Here is a 17,558-nt window from a genome sequence, read left to right as displayed (position 1 = left end):
TCCCGCAGCGCCGGCAGCAGCGGCTGCCACCCCTGTCGCGGCGCCCGCCGCCGAGGCTCCGGCAATCGAGGAAGCCACCCCGATCGCCGCGCCGATGGCTGCTCCGGCCGAGCCGATCGCCGAGCCACCGCCGCTGCCCGCCGAAACGGCAAGCACGACCGGCGATGCCTTTCCTTGGGAGATCGCCGGTGGCGCGGCCGCGCTGCTGATCATCGGCGGTGCCGGATTTGCCTTCGCCCGCCGCCGCCGCGCGATCGGCGAGGACGCCGCGGCGTATGACTATGAGCCTGCGCCGCTCGCTGCAACCGAGCCGGTGACCGGCGAAACGCAGCCCTGGATCACGCCCGCCTATGCCCCGCGCGACGAGGAAGAGCTCGCGCCGCGGACCATTCCCGCCTTCATCGCCGCGCCGACCGGAAGCATGGGTCGTCACGAAGCGATGGCGATGGCCGGGCCCACCGACGACAATCCCTTTGCCACGCTGAGCAAGCGGTTGAAGCGGGCGCGCTTCCTCGACCAGCAGGAACGCGCCGTCTATGACGAGACGCTTGGCGCGCAAAAGGACATGACCCGCAAGCCGGTGAGTGCATGGGAAATCGCCCAGCGCCCTGCCCCTGCCATGCAGGAACAGCATGTGCGCCGCCCCGAACCCGCGCGCGTCCGCACCTCGACCAGCTTCCGCCCGGGCCATTCCAAGAACTGAGCGCCCGACAACCCGCGGTGTGGTCCTCTCGCCGCAAAGAAAAAGGGCGGCGCCTCGCGGCACCGCCCTTTCTCATTTTCGCTGGAACCCGGCCGGACGAACCGGCCGGAACCCCGAACCGAATTACTTCAGTTCGACGGTCGCGCCGGCGGCGAGCAGCTTGGCCTTCAGCTCTTCGGCTTCGGCCTTGTTGACGCCTTCCTTGACGGCCTTCGGCGCACCTTCGACGAGCGCCTTGGCTTCGCCAAGACCCAGGCCGGTGATCGCACGGACTTCCTTAATCACGTTGATCTTGTTGCCGCCGTCACCCGTCAGGATGACGTCGAATTCGGTCTGCTCTTCAGCAGCCGGGCCAGCAGCGGCAGCAGCCGGAGCGGCAGCAACAGCAGCGGCAGCCGAAACGCCCCACTTTTCTTCGAGCAGCTTCGACAGGTCAGCCGCTTCGAGGACGGTCAGCGCCGACAGTTCTTCAACGATCTTTGCAAGATCAGCCATGTTCATTCTCCATCAGAACCGGGATATCCCGGCAGTAAGTTTCAGTTCAGTTCGAAATCACGCTGCTTCTTTGGCGGCATATGCGCCAAAAACCCGCGCCAACTGGCCCGCCGGAGCTGCGGCAATCTGCGCAACCTTGGTGGCCGGAGCCTGCACCAGACCGATGATCTTGGCGCGGAGCTCGTCGAGCGAGGGAAGCGAAGCCAGCGCTTTGACGCCATTCACGTCGAGGACCACGTCGCCCATGCCACCGCCAACGATTTCAAGCTTGTCGTTGGTCTTGGCAAATTCCACGGCGATCTTTGCAGCCGAGACCGGATCGGTCGAGGTTGCAAGGGCCGTGGGACCGGTCAGCAGTTCGCCGATACCGGTGTAGGACGTGCCATCGAGCGCGATTTTGGCAAGACGGTTCTTCGTGACGCGAAAGTCGGCCCCTGCATCGCGCATTTGCTGGCGCAGCACCGTCGACTGAGCGACGGTCATGCCGAGGTTGCGGACGACCACAACAGCAGCAGCTGATCCCAGCGTAGCGTTCAGCGAGGATACGGCTTCGGCCTTTTCCGTACGATCCATGCCTATACTCCACTCATCTGCCCGGATGCCCATGCGCCGAAACGCACGCGCCGCCGGGCGGCTAACACACGCAAATGCCGGCGCGAGCCAAGGCTCACCCGCATTTGCGCAACGATGTCCGATGGGGTCGGTCAAGACGCGTCGCCTGATCAAACAGGCGGGCGACCGAAAAAGACTGTTCCCCGTCTCGGCTGGAAATTAAGAAGGGCATATTCCCTTCACCAACTGTCTCGGACGGAATTGTCACAGGCGAACCCGTGGCAACACGGGGGCGCTAATAGCCGAAAAGGCCCGGAAGTCAAGGCGCGCTGCGAATGTTGGAGAAAGTGCCACGCAGCGCGACATCATCCCCCTTGCAAAGTTCGTCTTAAGATATATCTTAGACGCATCTAGAGTCACTCTAAGGAACGAAAAATGATATTCTATGCGAAAATGGGCCGCGGTTGCGGCGGGCGGCATGCGATGCATCGCGGCGGACGCGGCGCTGGCCAAGGATTTGGGGGCCACGGGTTCGGGCATGGCTTCGGCGGCGGTTTCGGTGGTGGGGGCCGGCGCGGCGGCGAGCGCGGCGAGCGGCGGCGGATGTTCGACGGCGGCGAGTTGCGACTTGTGCTGCTCAAGCTGATCGCCGACGAACCGCGCCACGGCTATGACCTGATCCGCCAGATCGAGGAACTCACCGGCGGCAGCTATGCGCCGAGCCCCGGCGTTATCTATCCAACGCTGACGATGCTCGACGACATGGGCCTGATCGAAGCGCAGCAGAGCGACGGCGCAAAGAAGCTGTTCGCGATCACCGACGCGGGACGCACCGAACTCGACGCCAATAGCGAGATCGTCGAAGCCGCGATCACTCGCCTGACGGCGGTCGGCGAGGAAACGCAGCGCACGGACTCGGCGTCGGTGCGCCGCGCGATGGGCAATCTGCGTCAGGTGCTGATGAACCGGCTGAGCGACCGCAACCTCGACAATGCCGCGCTGCACGACATCGTCGCGCTGATCGACGAGGCGGCGCAAAAGATCGAGCGGCTGTGATGGCGCCTGTATCATTTGGCGCGATTGCCAAGGTGCCCACGGCGCACGCGAGCAAATATCTGCAGCAGCTATGTAAGCATTGGCAGCATAACCTCGCGGTCGAGTTCACCGCCGATTGTGGCACCGTGACCTTTCCGAAGGATGCGCGCGGGGCCGACTGGCCAGGCGACGCGCTGGTGACCTTCGATGCCGGACCCGACACCTTGTCGGTCCGCATCGACGCCAGCGTCGCCGAACAGCTTGTGAGACTGGAAGGCGCCGTCGCTCGCCATCTCGACCGCTTCGCCTTCCGCGAGGCGCCGCTGCTGTTCGACTGGCAGCCGATCAGCCGATGACGGCGTGCCGGCGGGCGTAGAGGAAATAGACGGCCAGCCCGCCGATATTCCACACGAGGAACCAGAGCTGCGTCTGAACCGGCAGGCTGAAGAAAAGATAGATACAGCCAAGCACCGCGACGCCGCCGACCACCCACGGCATCGGCGCGCGGAAGGTGCGCGGCGCATCGGGCGCGCGGCGGCGCATAATGAGCATGCAGATCGACACCGCAGTAAAGGCGGCCAGCGTGCCGGCATTGGCAAGCGCGGCAAGCTCGCCCAGCGGGATGAAGCCCGCGAGCACCGCGACGACAAGCGCGGTGAAGATCGTGATCCGCACCGGCGTCCCGCGCGAGGACAGTTTCGCAAGGCCGGCAGGGAGCAGCCCGTCACGCGCCATGGTGAAGAAGATGCGGCTCTGCCCATAGAAAAAGGCGAGAATGACCGTCGGCAGCGCGATGATCGCCGAGACGGCGAGATATTGCGCGGCGAGCGGGCTGCCGAGTTCGCGCAGGATCAGCGCGAGCGGTTCGGGGCTGTTGGCGAAGCGCGTGTAGGCGATGGCGCCGACCGCGGCGACCGCGACCGCGATATAGATGATCACGCAGGCGAACATCGACCCGACGATGCCGATCTTCAAATCCCGGTCGGGATTGCGCGTTTCCTCGGCGGCGGTCGCAATCGCGTCGAAGCCATAGAAGGCAAAGAAGATGATCGCAGCCGCGGCCATCACGCCGCGCTCGACGCCGTCGGGCCCCATATGCTTGGCAAAGCCATAGGGGCTGAACGGTTCGAGATTGGCGGCGTTGAACGCAGGCAGCGCGACCGCGACGAACACGACCAGCGCGACGATTTTGACGAGCACGAGGATCGCGTTGAGCGTCGCGCTTTCGCGCGTGCCGACGAGGAGCAGTCCTGCGACCACCGCGATGATCGCAATCGCGGGCAGGTTGACGATGCCGCCGAGTTCGGGTCCCTGCATCAACGCCATCGGGAAGCCCGCCCACGCCTGTAGCAAGGGCGCGGCATAGCCCGACCAGCCGACCGCGACCGCGCTGACGACAAGCGAATATTCGAGGATCAGGCTCCACCCCACGACCCATGCGAGAAGCTCGCCGATCACGACATAGGAGTAGGTGTAGGCGCTGCCCGATGCCGGGATCATCGTCGCCATTTCGGCATAGGCGAGCGCGGCGCAGGCGCAGATCAGTCCCGCGATACCGAAGGATAGGATCACCGCGGGGCCCGCCTTGTCCGCGCCAACGCCGATGAGGGTCAGGATGCCCGTGCCGACGATCGCCCCGACGCCGAGCGCGATCAGATGCGGCCAGCCCAGCGTCCGCGCCAGCGCCTGCTCGCCCTCCCGCCGTTCCGGAACGATCGGTTTGCGGCGGAACAGGCTGTCGGTCATGTGGTGGGCTCCCCTTTGTGGTTTGAGGTGCTTTTAAGGGGGTGGCCGTACAGCGCAAGCCGCGCGGTCGGAGAAATGGGGCGACGGCTTTGGGGTGGAGAGCGGGCGGTCTTGATCCTCCCCATCGACCTGCGATGGGGAGGTGGCAGCCCGCAGGGCTGACGGAGGGGTCGAAACCTCTCGTCAAGACGCACCGTCCCGACCCCTCCACCACCGCCTACGGCGGCGGTCCCCCTCCCCGTTCCGGGGAGGAACTAAAACGTCCGCTACCGGTCGCTTCTAGCCTTCGTCATCCCGGATTTGATCCGGGATCCCCGACCACTCGGTTGCTTGGACCCCGGATCAAGTCCGGGCCGACGATTAAAGGGTACGGCCGACCTCGGAAAGGCTACGGGTCTGGTGAGGCTCGTCAGAGCAACGCCTCGATCGCCTCCGCCAGCTTCGCATCGCGCTCCGACAATCCGTCGGCGTCATGCGTCGTGAGCAAAATATCGACGCGATTATAGACGTTCGACCATTCGGGATGATGGTCCATCTTTTCGGCGATGATCGCGACGCTCGCCATGAAACCGAATGCCTGCGCGAAATCGTCGAAATTAAACCGGCGCGTGATCGCGTCGCGCGCCGGTTCGTGCGCCCATTCGGGAAAGCGCGCGAGCAGCGCGGTGCGGGCGTCTTCGTCGAGTTTCTGCACCATCTTCTTTCTCCCGCTGGTCAATGTGTCGCGCTCGCCATAAGGAAGGGCGCGATGAGCGACAAGCCTGCCCTTCCCGACTTGCCCCCCGATTTGCCTGCCGGATGGACCGGCGGCGCACCCGATGCCGATGCGCTGTTCGCGATGGCCGAAGCGGCGCTGGCGACGATGCCCGCGGTGTTTGCCCCGCATATCGAGGGAGTGGTCATCTCGATCGAGGAATTCGCCGACGATGAGGTGCTCGCCTCGCTCGACATCGAGCATCCCTATGAACTCACCGGCCTCTACGAAGGTCGCCCGCTGACCGGGCGGAGCATCGGCGAAAGCGGGGGGATGCCCGACCGGGTCACCCTCTATCGCATCCCGATCCTCGTCGAATGGATCGAGACCGGCGAGCGGCTCGATACGCTGGTGCGCCATGTGCTGATCCACGAGATCGGCCACCATTTCGGCTTTTCGGACGACGATATGCACACGCTCGAGGATATGGCGTGACCGGGCTGCTGCGGCTGGACAGCGTGGCATGCATCCGCGGCGACCGGCTGCTCTTCGAAAATCTGTCGTTCGCGCTCGGACGGGGCGACGCGCTGTGGCTGCGCGGCCCCAATGGTGCGGGCAAGTCGAGCCTGCTCCGCCTCGTCGCGGGGTTGCTGCGCCCCGCCGCGGGGACCGTCGAGCGCCGCGAGCGCATCGCGCTGATCGACGAAGCATCGGCGCTCGACGCCGAACTGCCGCTGCGCCGTGCGCTCGATTTCTGGGCGCGGGTCGACACCGTCGACGGCCATGCCGTCAACCGCGCGATGGACGAGATGGCGCTGGCGCCGCTCGCCGAAGTCCCCGTGGCGATGCTCTCGACCGGGCAGCGCAAGCGCGCCGCGATGGTGCGCGTGATCGCCAGCGGCGCGCCGATCTGGCTGCTCGACGAGCCCGCGAACGGCATGGACGATGCGGCGCAGGCGCGGCTGGTCGCAGCCATCGCAAAGCATCGGAGCAACGGCGGCGCGGTGCTGCTCGCCTCACACTTTGCGCTCGGCATCCCCGATTTGGCGGAACTCGACATGGGCGCGCTCGCGTGACCGCGCTCATCGCCCTCTTCTGGCGCGACCTCCGCCGTGCATGGGGCAGTGGGGCGCTGTGGCTGCCCGTGCTATTCTTCCTGCTCGTCGCGACCGCCTTCCCCTTCGCGGTTGGCCCCGATGCGCCGTTGCTGCGCCGCGCCGGCGGCGGAATGCTGTGGGTCGCGGCGCTGCTCGCTGCGCTGCTGCCGATCGACCGGCTCGTGCGCCCCGACAAGGATGCGGGCGTGCTCGACCAGCTCGCGGTGCGCGGCTTTGCCGACGAGGTGATCGCGGCACTGAAGATCGCCGCGCATGCCATCGGTTTCGGACTGCCGCTGATGATCGCCCTCTTCCCCGCGTCGGCGCTACTGGCGCAGGACGCGCCGCGCGTCGAACTGCTCGCGATGGGGATCGCCATCGCCATTCCGGCGCTTGCCTCGCTGGCTGTCCTGAGTGCCGCGCTGACCGCGAACCACAAGGGCGGCAGCGCGATCGGCGGGCTGCTCGTCCTGCCGCTTGCGGTGCCGATGCTGATCTTCGGCGCGGGCATGCTCGACCCGTCGGGGCGCGGCGCGATCAAGCTGCTCGCGGCGACGAGCCTGCTTCTCACCATGATCGGGCCGTTCGCGGCGGGCGCGGCGCTGCGGGGTCTGCGCGAATGACCCGGCAATCGCTCGCGCATATCGCGCTCGTCGTCCGCGATTATGACGAGGCGATCGACTTTTACGTCGGAACCTTGGGCTTCACGCTCGTCGCCGATGACTACCAACCGGCGCAGGACAAGCGTTGGGTGCTCGTCGCGCCCCCGGGCAATCCGCCGGGCGGGGCAACGATCCTGCTCGCACGCGCGAGCAACGCGGAACAGGCGAAGTTCGTCGGCGATCAGGCGGGCGGCCGCGTCTTCCTGTTCCTGCAGACCGACGATTTCGCCCGCGACTATCAGCGCCTTCTCGACAAAGGCGTGCGGATCGAACGCGAGCCGCTCGAGGCCGATTATGGCACCGTCGCGGTCTTCCTCGATCTCTACGGTAACAAATGGGATTTGATCGAGTTTCGCCGATCGGAATGACGGCTGACGACCGGTTGCGGACGTTTTAGTTCCTCCCCTTCAAATAACCCTTTCCTACATTATCCGGCTGTGCCAGCCTTCATCCGGCTCTTTCAATTGGCGGATAAAAGCGGTCGCTGGCCGACGTTACCACAGCGGGGCGTGCCGGGCGCGTCCCGCACGCCACAAGGTCCAAATCGGGGCACGCACAGGGCTGAACTTTACTGAACTTTGGAATATCACGCGGCCCTTGCGACCGGACCCCATATCCAACCCGGGACGATGAAAGAAGGCCATGGCGGTACACCACCCGAAACCCGCCCATAAGAAAAGGGCCGGAGTTTCCCCCGGCCCTTCCCTAATTCATTAGCGCTTCGATCAGACGCCGGTCACGTCGGCCGTGTCGACCTTCACGCCCGGACCCATCGACGACGACAGCGCGATCTTGCGGACATATTTGCCCTTCGCGCCGGCCGGCTTGGCCTTGACGATCGCGTCGACGAAAGCGTCGAAGTTCTGGCGGAGCTTTTCCTCGCCGAACGACAGCTTGCCGAGGCCGGCATGGATGATGCCGGTCTTTTCGACGCGGAATTCGATCTGACCGCCCTTGGCGGCCTTCACGGCTTCGGCGACGTTCGGGGTCACGGTGCCCAGCTTCGGGTTCGGCATCAGGCCCTTCGGACCCAGCGTCTTGCCGAGGCGGCCGACGATGCCCATCATGTCCGGCGTCGCGATGACGCGGCCATAGTCGAGGTTGCCCGCCAGCATATCTTCCATCAGGTCTTCGGCACCGACCTTGTCGGCGCCGGCGGCCAGCGCCTTGTCGGCATTGTCGCCGCGCGCGAACACGGCGACCTTGACGTCCTTGCCGGTCCCGGCGGGCAGCGTCACGACGCCGCGGACCATCTGGTCGGCGTGGCGCGGATCGACGCCCAGGTTCAGCGCGATTTCGAGCGTTTCGTCGAACTTGGCCGAGGCCAGTTCGCGCACGGTCTTCAGCGCTTCGTCGACGGCGTGCAGCTTCAGCGTATCAACCTTGCCCTCGAGGGCTTTCTGCTTCTTGGTCAGCTTTGCCATCGGATCAGCCCTCCGTCACTTCGAGGCCCATCGAGCGCGCGCTGCCCTCGATGATCTTCGTCGCCTGTTCGATGTCGTTCGCGTTGAGATCCTTCATCTTGATCTCGGCGATTTCGGTCAGCTTCGAGCGCGCGATCTTGCCGCCGCTGATCTTGCCGGGCTCTTTCGAACCGGCCTTCAGGTTCGCGGCCTTCTTGATCAGGTAGGTCGCCGGCGGGGTCTTCGTGACGAACGAAAAGCTCTTGTCGGCAAAGACGGTGATGATGGTCGGGGTCGGGGTGCCCTTTTCCAGGGAATCGGTCGCGGCGTTGAACGCCTTGCAGAATTCCATGATGTTCACGCCGCGCTGGCCGAGTGCCGGCCCGAGCGGCGGCGACGGGTTTGCGGTCCCTGCCGGAACTTGCAGCTTGATGTAGCCGCTAATCTTCTTAGCCATGATGGCCTCCTATCTTTCTGTCGCCCCGGACGTGATCCGGGGCTCAAAATTAGCGGTCGAACAGAAGGGCATCACCCCTTCCTCCCGCGCGGAATCACGCCCATGTCTGGCGCGAAGCGGCGCCCATAAGCGCAAACGCCGCCAAAAACAAGCCCTATGCCGGCGGATCGTAGCGGATCAGCCCTTCCTGCACCGCCGAGGCAATCAGCGTGCCGTCGCGGCGATAGATGCGCCCGCGGTTGATCCCGCGCCCGCCGCCGCTCCAGTCGCTGTCCATCACATAGACGAACCATTCGTCGACGCGGATGTCGCCATGGAACCACATCGCATGATCGAGGCTGGTCGAGAACAGGCCCGGCGTGTCCCACGTCATCCCGTGCGGCATCAGCGTCGTCGAAAGCAGCCCCATGTCCGATGCATAGGCGAGCAGCGCGCGGTGGATCAGCGGATCGTCGCCGACGGGCGAGGAAATGCGGAACCATTCATATTGCATCGTCGCCTTTTCGGACGGTGGCGGGCGAAAGGCGCGAACCTCGAACGGGTGCATGCGCGCCATATGTTCGATGCGCCGGTCGCTGATCTTGGGATCGACCGCGATGAAATCGGCGAAGTCCCAGCATTCCTCGGGCGGCAGGATGCCGGTCATCGGGATCTGGTGCGACAGACCTTTCTCGGGCGCCTGGAACGAGGCGGTGAGGTTGAAGATCACCTTCCCGTCCTGGCGCACGACGACGCGGCGATTGGCGAAGCTGCGCCCGTCGAAGTCGCGGTGGACGCGGAAATGGAGCGGCTTCGCTTCGTCGCCGCCGCGCAGGAAATAGGCGTGGAGCGAATGGACCGTTTTGCCCGGATCGACGGTGCGCGCCGCGGCGACCATCGCCTGCGCGATCACCTGCCCGCCGAAAATGCGCTGGCGGCGCGGCTTGGTGAAGGCGGGGTAAGTGAACTCGTCGGGCTCGTCCGCCGCCTCGAGATCGAAGAGGTGGACGATATGCCGGACGAGCCGTTCGCGATCGACGCTGGCGTAGATTTCGCGCGCATGGGCGGCACGAGCCTGCATCTCTTCGGGAGTGAGGCTCATGGCAGGTTCCATTCAGCGGATTTCGCGCGCGCCCAAAGGCGCACCGCGATGTTATTTGAAGCGTTCGACCTGTTCGAAGTCGAGTTCGACCGGGGTGGCGCGACCGAAGATCGACACCGACACCTTGACGCGCGCCTTTTCGAAATCGAGCTCCTCGACCAGCCCGTTGAAGCTGGCGAAGGGGCCGTCGAGCACCTTGACCTGATCGCCGATTTCGTAATCGACGCGAATTTCCTGCTTCGGACGGGCCGCGGCCTCTTCCTTGCTGTTCAGGATGCGCGCGGCTTCGGCTTCGCTGATCGCCTGCGGCTTGCCCATCGATCCGAGGAAGCCGGTGACCTTCGGCGTGTTCTTGACGAGGTGATAGACATCGTCGGTCATCGTCAGCTTGGCGAGGACGTAGCCCGGGAAGAATTTACGCTCGGCCTGAACCTTCTTGCCGCGCTTCACCTCGGTGACGGTTTCGACCGGCACTTCGACCGCCTCGACGAAATCGGTCAGGCCCATGCGTTCGGCTTCGGAAAGCACCGAATCGCGAACCTTGTTCTCGAAACCCGAATAGGCGTGAATGATGTACCAGCGCGCCATATGTGTCCGTATCCTGTCCCTGTAACCGCGGGCGTTAGCGCGCGAGCGACGTCAGCCAGCTGACGATCGCGTTGAAAACCGTGTCGACGCCGAAAAAGAACAGCGAAAGGATCGTCGTCATGATGATCACCATGATCGTCGTCTGTACCGTTTCGCGGCTGGTGGGCCACACGATCTTGCGGGCTTCGGCGCGTACCTGATTGATGAACTCAGCCGGGCTGGTCTTCGCCATGTCGATCGTCCTGTCTTTTTGCGTCAATGATCCGGGCCAGATGGGTTGCCGCCCCCCACGCGTCAAGCGCGCTTGGGGCAATAGTCCGCCCACCCTCCCCGAGCGTGTCGGCGAAAGGCGGAAGGAAAACGGCGCATCTGTCCGAATGAAAGCGGCCTTTACTTGGGCGCTGCGGCGATTGCAAGTCAAAGGCGGATAGGCGCGCGGGCGCGTTTGCGCTGCATCCGCGGCAGCAGACCGGTCATGACGATCCGCTCGCCGCCGGGTGCAGCGCAAAGAGGAAGGCCGCGCGGCCCCGCCCGCAGCGCGCCGCGGTGTAAGGACCTGCCCCTAACGGATTTTGAAATGGGACAGGAAAGGCTGGAGCCGCCAGTCGATCTGGTCGGGATCGAGCCATTCGTCCTCGATCCCCATCAGCATGCTCAGCATCGAATCGCCGACGACGATATCGAAAAACAGCCGCGCAGCCGCCTCCGGACGGTCGATGTCGGCCTTGCCGGTCGCCGCCCATTCCGCGAACAGCTCGATCAGTTCCTCGAGCGCGGGCACATGCAGGTCGCGGTAAATCTGCATCGCGAATTCATGGTCGCGCAAACTCTCGGATATCAGCATGCGCATCAGCGCGACGGCGTGCGGCGATTCCATCAGCTCGCTTTGGCGATGCGCGTAGCTCTTCAGGATTTCGACGGTCGACAAGCCCCGGTTCGCGTCGTCGTCGAGCGACCGCAGCATCGCTTCGTCGCACCAGCGCGTCGCGATCGCGCGCAGCAGCCCCTGCTTGTTGCCGAACAATTCATAGAGTGTCGCGAGCGAGCCGCCCGAACGCTTGACGATTTCCGCAAGGCTCGTGCGCTCGTAACCCTGTTCGAGGAACAGCGCCTCGGCGGCATCGAGGATCGCGTTCTGCCGCCGTTCGCGTGGCGACTGCCTATCCATTTGACATAAGGCCAATTCCGACATGCTCAATTTTTATCCCCCACCCTTGCACTTTTTTGTAATTTAAATTACAGCGCGCTTCAACGCAAGCTTTTGCGTATATACAACTCCCGCACAACTGCGATTTTTTTCAGGGGTCCATATGAGTCGCGTACGTCCTCTCAGCTGCGCCGCCGGCGCTGCGCTGGCGCTTTTGCTGGCCTCCTGCTCCTCCGAAGCGCCGCCGGCACCGCCGCCGCCCGAAGTCGATATCGTGACGATCCGTACCCAAGCGGTGCCGAACGTCATCGAGTTGCCCGGCCGTGTCCAAGCGTACCGCACGTCCGAAGTGCGCGCGCGCGTCGATGGCATCGTCGAACGGCGCCTGTTCAACGAAGGCAGCTTTGTACGCGCCGGGGCGGCCTTGTTCCGCATCGATCCGCGCCAGCTGACCGCCACCGCCAACGCGGCGCGCGCGCAGCTCGCTCGTGCGCAGGCGACCGCCGCCAATGCGCGGCAGGTCGTCGGCCGCTACCAGCCGCTGCTTGCCGACCAGGCGATCGGCAAGCAGGAGTATGACGCCGCCGTCGCCGCGCAGCGCACCGCCGAGGCCGATGTGCAGGCGGCGCAGGCCAATCTGGAATCGGCACGCCTCAATCTCGGCTATTCGATGGTCACCGCACCGATTTCGGGCCGCGCGCGGCGCGCCGAAGTGACCGAGGGCGCGCTCGTCAGCGCCGGCCAGGGCACGCTGTTGACGACGATCGAACAGATCGACCGCGTCTATGTCAATTTCGGGCAGTCGAGTTCGGACCTGCTCGCGACGCGCCGCGAGATGGGCTCGGGCAAGGTCAACGTGCCGCAACTCGAGCGCGTCGAAGTTCAGCTGATCCTCGAGGACGGCACCGCCTTTCCGGTCGTCGGCCACCTCGACTTCCTCGACCTGTCGATCGACGAGGCGACCGGCACCGCCGCGCTGCGCGCCGAATTCCCGAATCCGAATGCGGCGCTGCTGCCCGGCCAGTTCGTGCGCGCACGCATCTTTGCGGGCAACCGCGCCGACGGCGTGCTGATCCCCCAGCGCGCGGTCAAGCTGGCCGCCGACAATGCCAGCGTCATGGTGCTCGACGCCAAGAATATCGCGACGCCGCGCCCGGTAAAGCTCGGCACGATGGTTGCCGGCCAGTGGGCGATCCTCGACGGGCTGAAACCCGGTGACCGGGTGATCGTCGACGGGTTGCAAAAGGTGCAGCCGGGCCAGCCGGTGCGCGTCGCGCAGCCCAAGGGAACGGCCTCTACCCCCGCCGCGAAGCGCTGATCTGACATGACACCCCGCTTCTTCATCGACCGGCCCATCTTTTCCTGGGTCATCGCCATCGGCATCCTCTTGTCGGGCATCATCGCGCTGCGCGGGCTTCCCGTGGAGCAATATCCGTCGGTGGCGCCGCCATCACTGACGATCGGTGTCACCTATCCGGGTGCCGACGCGAGCACGCTCGAACAGAATGTGACGCAGGTCATCGAGCAGGAGCTGAACGGGGTCGAGGGTTTCCTCTACATGGCCTCGACCAGCGAATCGAACGGCACCGCATCGATCACCCTGACCTTCGAGGCGGGGACCGACATCGATAATGCGCAGATGGAGGTGCAGAATCGCCTGCGCCGCGTCGAGCAGCGTTTGCCCGAAGATGTGCGCCGCCAGGGCATTTCGGTCACCGAGGCCAATTCGGGCTTCCTGCTGATCGTCGCGATCACCTCGAAGAGCGGCAACACCGACCCGATGGAGGTCAACAACTTCGCCAACACGCGCGTGCTCGACGAGTTGCGCCGCGTGAACGGCGTCGGCAACGTCCAGGCCTTTGCGCCCGAATATGCGATGCGCATCTGGCTCGACCCGCAAAAGCTGGCTTCGCACAATCTGTCGCCGGCGGAAGCACTCGGCGCGGTGCAGGAACAGAACAGCCAGACGCCGGGCGGCCAGCTCGGCGACCAGCCGCTCGCCAAGGGCGCGCAGCTCAACGCCGTGATCACGACACAGGGCCGCTTCACCAAGCCCGAGCAGTTCGAGAGCATCATCCTGCGCGCGAACCCCGACGGGTCGGCGGTCACGCTGGGCGACGTCGGCCGCGTCGAGCTGGGCGCGGCGAGCTATCTCTTCTCATCCGAACTCAACGGCAAGCCGATGGCGGGCCTTGCGGTCCAGTTGACCCCAGGCGCCAACGCGCTGTCGACCGCGACGGGCATCCGCGACCGGATGGCCGAGCTGTCGAAGGGCTTCCCGCCTGACATCACCTGGTCGATCCCGTACGACACGACGCCCTTCATCAGCCTGTCGATCGAAGAGGTGGTGAAGACGCTGGGCGAAGCGATGCTGCTCGTCTTCCTCGTCATGTTCCTGTTCCTCCAGAACTGGCGCGCGACCGTCATCCCCACCGTCGTCGTCCCCATCGCGCTCGCGGGCGCGTGCCTCGGCCTCTGGATGTTCGGTTTCTCGATCAACGTGCTGACGCTGTTCGGCATGGTGCTCGCGATCGGTATCCTCGTCGACGACGCGATCGTCGTGATCGAGAATGTCGAGCGCATCATGAACGAGGAGCATCTGTCGCCCTATGACGCGACGGTGAAGGCGATGAGCCAGATCACCTCGGCGATCATCGGCATCACGCTGGTGCTGATCGCGGTGTTCATCCCGATGGCTTTCTTCCCGGGATCGACGGGCGGCATCTATCGCCAATTCTCAATGACGCTCGCGATCTCGATCGCCTTCTCGGCGCTGCTCGCGCTCACGCTGACGCCTGCGCTCTGCGCGACGCTGCTGAAGCCGCACGACCAGACCGAGCGCAGGGGCCGCATCGGCGCGTTCTTCGACCGCTTCTTCGGGGGGTTCAACCGCTGGTTCGGGCGCACGACCAGCCGTTATCAGGGCGGCGTCGGCAAGATTCTCGCGACGCCGCTGCGCTGGCTCAGCGTGTTCGTCGCGATGGTTGCGATCACCGCTCTGCTGTTTTTCCGCCTGCCCGGTTCCTTTCTGCCGCAGGAGGATCAAGGCTATCTGATTACCGTCATCCAGGCGCCCCCGGGTGCGACAACGCAGCGTACCAACGAGGCGACAAAGCAGGTCAAGGCCTTCTTCGCCGAACAGCCGCAGGTTGCCAATGTCGTGTCGGTCAACGGCTTCAGCTTCTTTGGTCAAGGCCAAGCGAACGCGATCATGTTTACCCCGCTGAAGCCGTGGGATGAGCGCAAGGGCAAGGAAAACAGCGCCGATGCGATCGCGGGCAAGGCGATGGGCACCTTCATGGGCATCAAGGAGGCGTTCGCCTTTTCGCTGAGCCCGCCGTCGATCCCCGAACTCGGTACGTCGAGCGGCTTTACCTTCAAGCTGCAGGATCGTGGCGGCAACGGGCGCGAGGCGCTGATCGGCGCGCGCAACCAGATGCTCGGCGGCGCGATGCAGAGCAAGCTGCTCGCCAACGTCCGCCCCGAGGGGCAGGAGGACGCGCCGGTGCTGAAGGTCGATATCGACCGGATCCAGGCGCGCGCGCTCGGCCTGTCGATCGGCGACGTGAACGCGACGCTCGCGATCAGCTTCGGCAGCGCCTACGCCAACGATTTCACCCGCGAAGGCCGCGTGCTGCGCGTGCTGCTGCAGGCCGACGCGGCAAGCCGCATGACGCCGCAAGACGTGCTCGACCTCCGCGTCCGCAGCGCGAACGGCGACATGGTTCCGTTCGGATCGTTCAGCAAGGCCGAATGGTCGGCCGAAGCTCCGCAGCTCCAGCGTTACAACGGCTATCCCGCGATGACGATTTCGGGCGAACCCGCGCCGGGCCAGTCGACCGGCGAGGCGATGGCCGAAATGGAGCGGCTCGCGTCGCAGCTCCCCGCCGGTTTCTCCTTCGAATGGACGGGCATCTCCTATGAAGAGAAGCAGTCGGCAGGCCAGATCGGCATGCTGCTCGGGCTGTCGCTCGTCGTCGTCTTCCTGCTGCTCGCGGCGCTTTACGAAAGCTGGTCGGTGCCGGTCGCGGTGCTGCTGGTCGTGCCGCTCGGCGTGCTCGGCGCGGTGCTCTTCTCGATGCTGCGCGGCCTTTCCGCCGACATTTATTTCAACGTCGGGCTGATCACGATCATCGGGCTTGCGGCGAAGAATGCGATCCTGATCGTCGAGTTCGCGATCGAGCAGGAAGCCGAGGGCAAGTCGACGCTCGACGCGGTGATGGAAGCGGTGAAGCTGCGCCTGCGGCCGATCATCATGACCAGCCTCGCCTTCATCCTGGGCATGGTGCCGCTCGTCATCGCGAGCGGAGCCGGCGCCGCCAGCCGCATCGCGGTCGGATCGGGCGTGATGGGCGGGATGATCGCGGCGACATTGCTCGGCATCTTCTTCATCCCGCTCTTCTATCTGTCGGTGCGCAAGTGGCTCAGCCGCAAGCGGCCGCCCGCTCCCGCCGAAAAAGGACATCATGAGGAACCCGGTCATGCGTAACCTGATCGCGCTGCTCGCAGCGACGACGCTCGCCGGATGCGTCAACATGGCGCCCAAGCACGAGCGCCCGGCGCTGCCCACCGCACCCGCCTACCCGGCCGAATTTGCGGGCGACGTGACGCTTGGCCAGCGGGCTACCGAGGTCAACTGGCAGGACTTCTTTGCCGATCCGCAGCTCGAAGTGCTGATCGCGCAGGCGACCCTGCGCAACCGTGACCTCGCCGTCGCGGTCGCGCAGATCGAGGAGGCGCGCGGGCTGTACCGTATCCAGGATGCCGACCGCCTGCCGACCGTCGGCGCCAGCGCCGACGCGACCCGCACGCGCGGCGCCTCGCTGACCGGACCGGGGACCGACACGACCAACCGCTATTCGGTCGGCGTCGGGGTGACCTCGTTCGAGCTCGATTTCTGGGGGCGCGTCAAGAATCTGTCCGAAGCCGCGCGCAGCCAGTATCTCGCGACCGAGCAGGCCGAGCGTGCGTTCCGCCTTGCACTCGTCCGCGATGTTGCCTCGTCCTATTTCGCCTCGCGCGGCGCCGACGAGCAGATCGCGCTCGCCGAAGCGACGGTGACGAGCCGCAAGGAAGGGCTGCGTATCGCGAAGCGCCGCCTCGACGCGGGGGTCACCTCGGCGCTCGACTATCGCCAGTCCGAAACGCTGCTGACGCAGGCCGAGACGCAGCTTGCGAGCCTGAAGCTCGGTAAGGCGCAGGCCGACAATTTCCTCACCGTGCTGACCGGCGGACCGGTGACCGCTCCCCTGCCCGCGCCGCTGCCGCTCGTCGCGCAGGGCCAGTCGCCGACGCTGACCGCCGGGCTGCCGTCGGACCTGCTCGTCGCGCGGCCCGACGTAGTGGCGGCCGAAGAGCGGCTGCGCGCCGCGCGCGCCAACGTCGGCGCCGCGCGCGCCGCCTTTTTCCCGTCGATCTCGCTGACCGGCAACCTGGGTTTCGCGTCGCTGTCGCTCGACAATCTCTTCACCGACGACAGCATGACGTGGAGCTTCGGCCCTTCGATCAGCCTGCCGATCTTCGATTTCGGGCGCAACAAGGGCAATCTGACGGTCGCCGAAGCGCGCGAAAATATCGCGATCGCCACCTATGAGCGCGCGGTACAAGGCGCCTTTCGCGAGGTCGCCGACGCGCTTGCCGGGCGCCGCTACCTCGCCGAACAGGTCGAGGCGCAGGAGCGCGGCACGCTCGCGACCCGCCAGATCGCCGACCTCGCGCGCAAGCGGTATCGCGAAGGCGTGTCGACCTACCTCGAGGTGCTCGACGCCGAACGCAATCTGTTCGCCGCCGAACAGGCGCTGATCGAGCTGAGGCGCGCGCAGGTCGACAATCTGGTGACGCTGTATGTCGCGCTGGGCGGCGGGTTGGTCGAGCGTCGCTGAACCGCGACGCTCGAAC

General features: G+C 65.4%; 20 protein-coding genes. 10 read left to right on the top strand and 10 right to left on the bottom strand.

Annotated features, from left to right (window positions below; genetic code table 11):
• On the top strand, positions 1-703 hold a 703-nt coding region (locus tag VJ811_RS05080), incomplete at its 5' end, for a hypothetical protein (protein ID WP_324071185.1).
• Positions 704-826: 123 nt separating this feature from the next.
• Here the strand turns inward: VJ811_RS05080 and rplL are convergent.
• Positions 827-1,198, bottom strand: a complete 372-nt coding sequence (rplL, locus tag VJ811_RS05075) for a 50S ribosomal protein L7/L12 (RefSeq protein ID WP_056375149.1) — start codon at positions 1,196-1,198, stop codon at positions 827-829.
• Between the two features lie 57 nt (positions 1,199-1,255).
• Positions 1,256-1,771, bottom strand: a complete 516-nt coding sequence (gene rplJ / locus VJ811_RS05070) for a 50S ribosomal protein L10 (RefSeq protein ID WP_166941561.1) — start codon at positions 1,769-1,771, stop codon at positions 1,256-1,258.
• 462 nt (positions 1,772-2,233) lie between these two features.
• On the opposite strand from rplJ, the gene VJ811_RS05065 reads away from it, so the two are divergent.
• Positions 2,234-2,806: a PadR family transcriptional regulator gene (locus tag VJ811_RS05065; protein ID WP_324071186.1), complete on the top strand. Its 573-nt coding sequence runs from the start codon at positions 2,234-2,236 to the stop codon at positions 2,804-2,806.
• Positions 2,806-3,141 carry a DUF2218 domain-containing protein gene (locus VJ811_RS05060; protein WP_324071184.1) on the top strand — a complete coding sequence of 112 codons (336 nt, stop codon included), beginning with the start codon at positions 2,806-2,808 and terminating at the stop codon, positions 3,139-3,141. Before VJ811_RS05065 ends, VJ811_RS05060 begins: the two co-directional genes overlap by 1 nt.
• Here VJ811_RS05060 and VJ811_RS05055 read toward each other — a convergent pair.
• Entirely contained in the window at positions 3,131-4,531 is a 1,401-nt protein-coding gene (locus tag VJ811_RS05055) for an amino acid permease (RefSeq protein WP_324071183.1), read from the bottom strand. The two genes, VJ811_RS05060 and VJ811_RS05055, sit on opposite strands and share 11 nt — an antisense overlap.
• A 409-nt stretch (positions 4,532-4,940) precedes the next feature.
• Positions 4,941-5,228, bottom strand: a complete 288-nt coding sequence (locus tag VJ811_RS05050) for a 4a-hydroxytetrahydrobiopterin dehydratase (RefSeq protein ID WP_324071182.1) — start codon at positions 5,226-5,228, stop codon at positions 4,941-4,943.
• A 51-nt stretch (positions 5,229-5,279) separates the two neighbouring features.
• Here VJ811_RS05050 and VJ811_RS05045 point away from each other — a divergent pair, with 51 nt between their 5' ends.
• From VJ811_RS05045 to VJ811_RS05030, 4 genes are read left to right on the top strand one after another with little or no spacing between them, the layout of a single operon-like run.
• Complete coding sequence (locus VJ811_RS05045; protein WP_324071181.1) at positions 5,280-5,720, top strand: metallopeptidase family protein; 441 nt, start codon at positions 5,280-5,282, stop codon at positions 5,718-5,720.
• Positions 5,717-6,301: a heme ABC exporter ATP-binding protein CcmA gene (gene ccmA, locus VJ811_RS05040; protein ID WP_324071180.1), complete on the top strand. Its 585-nt coding sequence runs from the start codon at positions 5,717-5,719 to the stop codon at positions 6,299-6,301. The genes VJ811_RS05045 and ccmA overlap by 4 nt, the downstream gene beginning before the upstream one ends.
• Entirely contained in the window at positions 6,298-6,945 is a 648-nt protein-coding gene (locus tag VJ811_RS05035; protein ID WP_324071179.1) for a heme exporter protein CcmB, read from the top strand. Before ccmA ends, VJ811_RS05035 begins: the two co-directional genes overlap by 4 nt.
• Positions 6,942-7,352 carry a VOC family protein gene (locus VJ811_RS05030; RefSeq protein WP_324071178.1) on the top strand — a complete coding sequence of 137 codons (411 nt, stop codon included), beginning with the start codon at positions 6,942-6,944 and terminating at the stop codon, positions 7,350-7,352. Before VJ811_RS05035 ends, VJ811_RS05030 begins: the two co-directional genes overlap by 4 nt.
• 357 nt (positions 7,353-7,709) lie before the next feature.
• On the opposite strand, the gene rplA is transcribed toward VJ811_RS05030, so the two are convergent.
• The 6 genes from rplA to VJ811_RS05000 form a co-directional block, all read right to left on the bottom strand.
• Positions 7,710-8,408: a 50S ribosomal protein L1 gene (gene rplA / locus VJ811_RS05025; RefSeq protein WP_324071177.1), complete on the bottom strand. Its 699-nt coding sequence runs from the start codon at positions 8,406-8,408 to the stop codon at positions 7,710-7,712.
• 4 nt (positions 8,409-8,412) lie between these two features.
• Positions 8,413-8,844: a 50S ribosomal protein L11 gene (gene rplK, locus VJ811_RS05020; RefSeq protein ID WP_324071176.1), complete on the bottom strand. Its 432-nt coding sequence runs from the start codon at positions 8,842-8,844 to the stop codon at positions 8,413-8,415.
• A 154-nt stretch (positions 8,845-8,998) separates the two neighbouring features.
• A complete protein-coding gene (locus tag VJ811_RS05015) occupies positions 8,999-9,925 on the bottom strand; it encodes an acyl-CoA thioesterase (protein WP_324071175.1) in 927 nt (308 codons plus the stop codon).
• A gap of 51 nt (positions 9,926-9,976) precedes the next feature.
• Entirely contained in the window at positions 9,977-10,513 is a 537-nt protein-coding gene (gene nusG / locus VJ811_RS05010) for a transcription termination/antitermination protein NusG (RefSeq protein ID WP_037516051.1), read from the bottom strand.
• A gap of 34 nt (positions 10,514-10,547) precedes the next feature.
• A complete protein-coding gene (gene secE, locus VJ811_RS05005) occupies positions 10,548-10,745 on the bottom strand; it encodes a preprotein translocase subunit SecE (protein WP_056373858.1) in 198 nt (65 codons plus the stop codon).
• 330 nt (positions 10,746-11,075) lie between these two features.
• Positions 11,076-11,681: a TetR/AcrR family transcriptional regulator gene (locus VJ811_RS05000; protein WP_324071174.1), complete on the bottom strand. Its 606-nt coding sequence runs from the start codon at positions 11,679-11,681 to the stop codon at positions 11,076-11,078.
• A gap of 142 nt (positions 11,682-11,823) precedes the next feature.
• Here VJ811_RS05000 and VJ811_RS04995 point away from each other — a divergent pair, with 142 nt between their 5' ends.
• From VJ811_RS04995 to VJ811_RS04985, 3 genes are read left to right on the top strand one after another with little or no spacing between them, the layout of a single operon-like run.
• Positions 11,824-12,978 (top strand): efflux RND transporter periplasmic adaptor subunit, encoded by a 1,155-nt coding sequence (locus tag VJ811_RS04995; protein ID WP_324071173.1) that lies wholly within the window; start codon positions 11,824-11,826, stop codon positions 12,976-12,978.
• 6 nt (positions 12,979-12,984) lie between these two features.
• The gene (locus VJ811_RS04990) at positions 12,985-16,149 is read left to right on the top strand and encodes an efflux RND transporter permease subunit (protein WP_324071172.1); all 3,165 of its coding nucleotides are present in this window, start codon (positions 12,985-12,987) and stop codon (positions 16,147-16,149) included.
• Positions 16,142-17,542 (top strand): efflux transporter outer membrane subunit, encoded by a 1,401-nt coding sequence (locus VJ811_RS04985; RefSeq protein ID WP_324071171.1) that lies wholly within the window; start codon positions 16,142-16,144, stop codon positions 17,540-17,542. The genes VJ811_RS04990 and VJ811_RS04985 overlap by 8 nt, the downstream gene beginning before the upstream one ends.
• The last annotated feature ends 16 nt before the right edge of the window (positions 17,543-17,558 follow it).

The sequence above is a fragment of the Sphingopyxis sp. genome, from assembly GCF_035250425.1.
In the GTDB taxonomy this organism is placed as follows: Bacteria; Pseudomonadota; Alphaproteobacteria; order Sphingomonadales; family Sphingomonadaceae; genus Sphingopyxis.
Note: the sequence above shows the minus strand (reverse complement) of the source record. Positions and strands in the feature narration are given on the sequence as shown.

Bases quoted from the DNA above. Each gene is read 5' to 3' on its own strand.
- rplL (WP_056375149.1), bottom strand. From the start codon at position 1,198: ATGGCTGATCTTGCAAAGATCGTTGAAGAACTGTCGGCGCTGACCGTC.
- rplJ (WP_166941561.1), bottom strand. From the start codon at position 1,771: ATGGATCGTACGGAAAAGGCCGAAGCCGTATCCTCGCTGAACGCTACG.
- VJ811_RS05065 (WP_324071186.1), top strand. From the start codon at position 2,234: ATGCATCGCGGCGGACGCGGCGCTGGCCAAGGATTTGGGGGCCACGGG.
- VJ811_RS05060 (WP_324071184.1), top strand. From the start codon at position 2,806: ATGGCGCCTGTATCATTTGGCGCGATTGCCAAGGTGCCCACGGCGCAC.
- VJ811_RS05055 (WP_324071183.1), bottom strand. From the start codon at position 4,531: ATGACCGACAGCCTGTTCCGCCGCAAACCGATCGTTCCGGAACGGCGG.
- VJ811_RS05050 (WP_324071182.1), bottom strand. From the start codon at position 5,228: ATGGTGCAGAAACTCGACGAAGACGCCCGCACCGCGCTGCTCGCGCGC.
- VJ811_RS05045 (WP_324071181.1), top strand. From the start codon at position 5,280: ATGAGCGACAAGCCTGCCCTTCCCGACTTGCCCCCCGATTTGCCTGCC.
- VJ811_RS05030 (WP_324071178.1), top strand. From the start codon at position 6,942: ATGACCCGGCAATCGCTCGCGCATATCGCGCTCGTCGTCCGCGATTAT.
- rplA (WP_324071177.1), bottom strand. From the start codon at position 8,408: ATGGCAAAGCTGACCAAGAAGCAGAAAGCCCTCGAGGGCAAGGTTGAT.
- rplK (WP_324071176.1), bottom strand. From the start codon at position 8,844: ATGGCTAAGAAGATTAGCGGCTACATCAAGCTGCAAGTTCCGGCAGGG.
- VJ811_RS05015 (WP_324071175.1), bottom strand. From the start codon at position 9,925: ATGAGCCTCACTCCCGAAGAGATGCAGGCTCGTGCCGCCCATGCGCGC.
- nusG (WP_037516051.1), bottom strand. From the start codon at position 10,513: ATGGCGCGCTGGTACATCATTCACGCCTATTCGGGTTTCGAGAACAAG.
- secE (WP_056373858.1), bottom strand. From the start codon at position 10,745: ATGGCGAAGACCAGCCCGGCTGAGTTCATCAATCAGGTACGCGCCGAA.
- VJ811_RS05000 (WP_324071174.1), bottom strand. From the start codon at position 11,681: ATGGATAGGCAGTCGCCACGCGAACGGCGGCAGAACGCGATCCTCGAT.
- VJ811_RS04995 (WP_324071173.1), top strand. From the start codon at position 11,824: ATGAGTCGCGTACGTCCTCTCAGCTGCGCCGCCGGCGCTGCGCTGGCG.
- VJ811_RS04990 (WP_324071172.1), top strand. From the start codon at position 12,985: ATGACACCCCGCTTCTTCATCGACCGGCCCATCTTTTCCTGGGTCATC.
- VJ811_RS04985 (WP_324071171.1), top strand. From the start codon at position 16,142: ATGCGTAACCTGATCGCGCTGCTCGCAGCGACGACGCTCGCCGGATGC.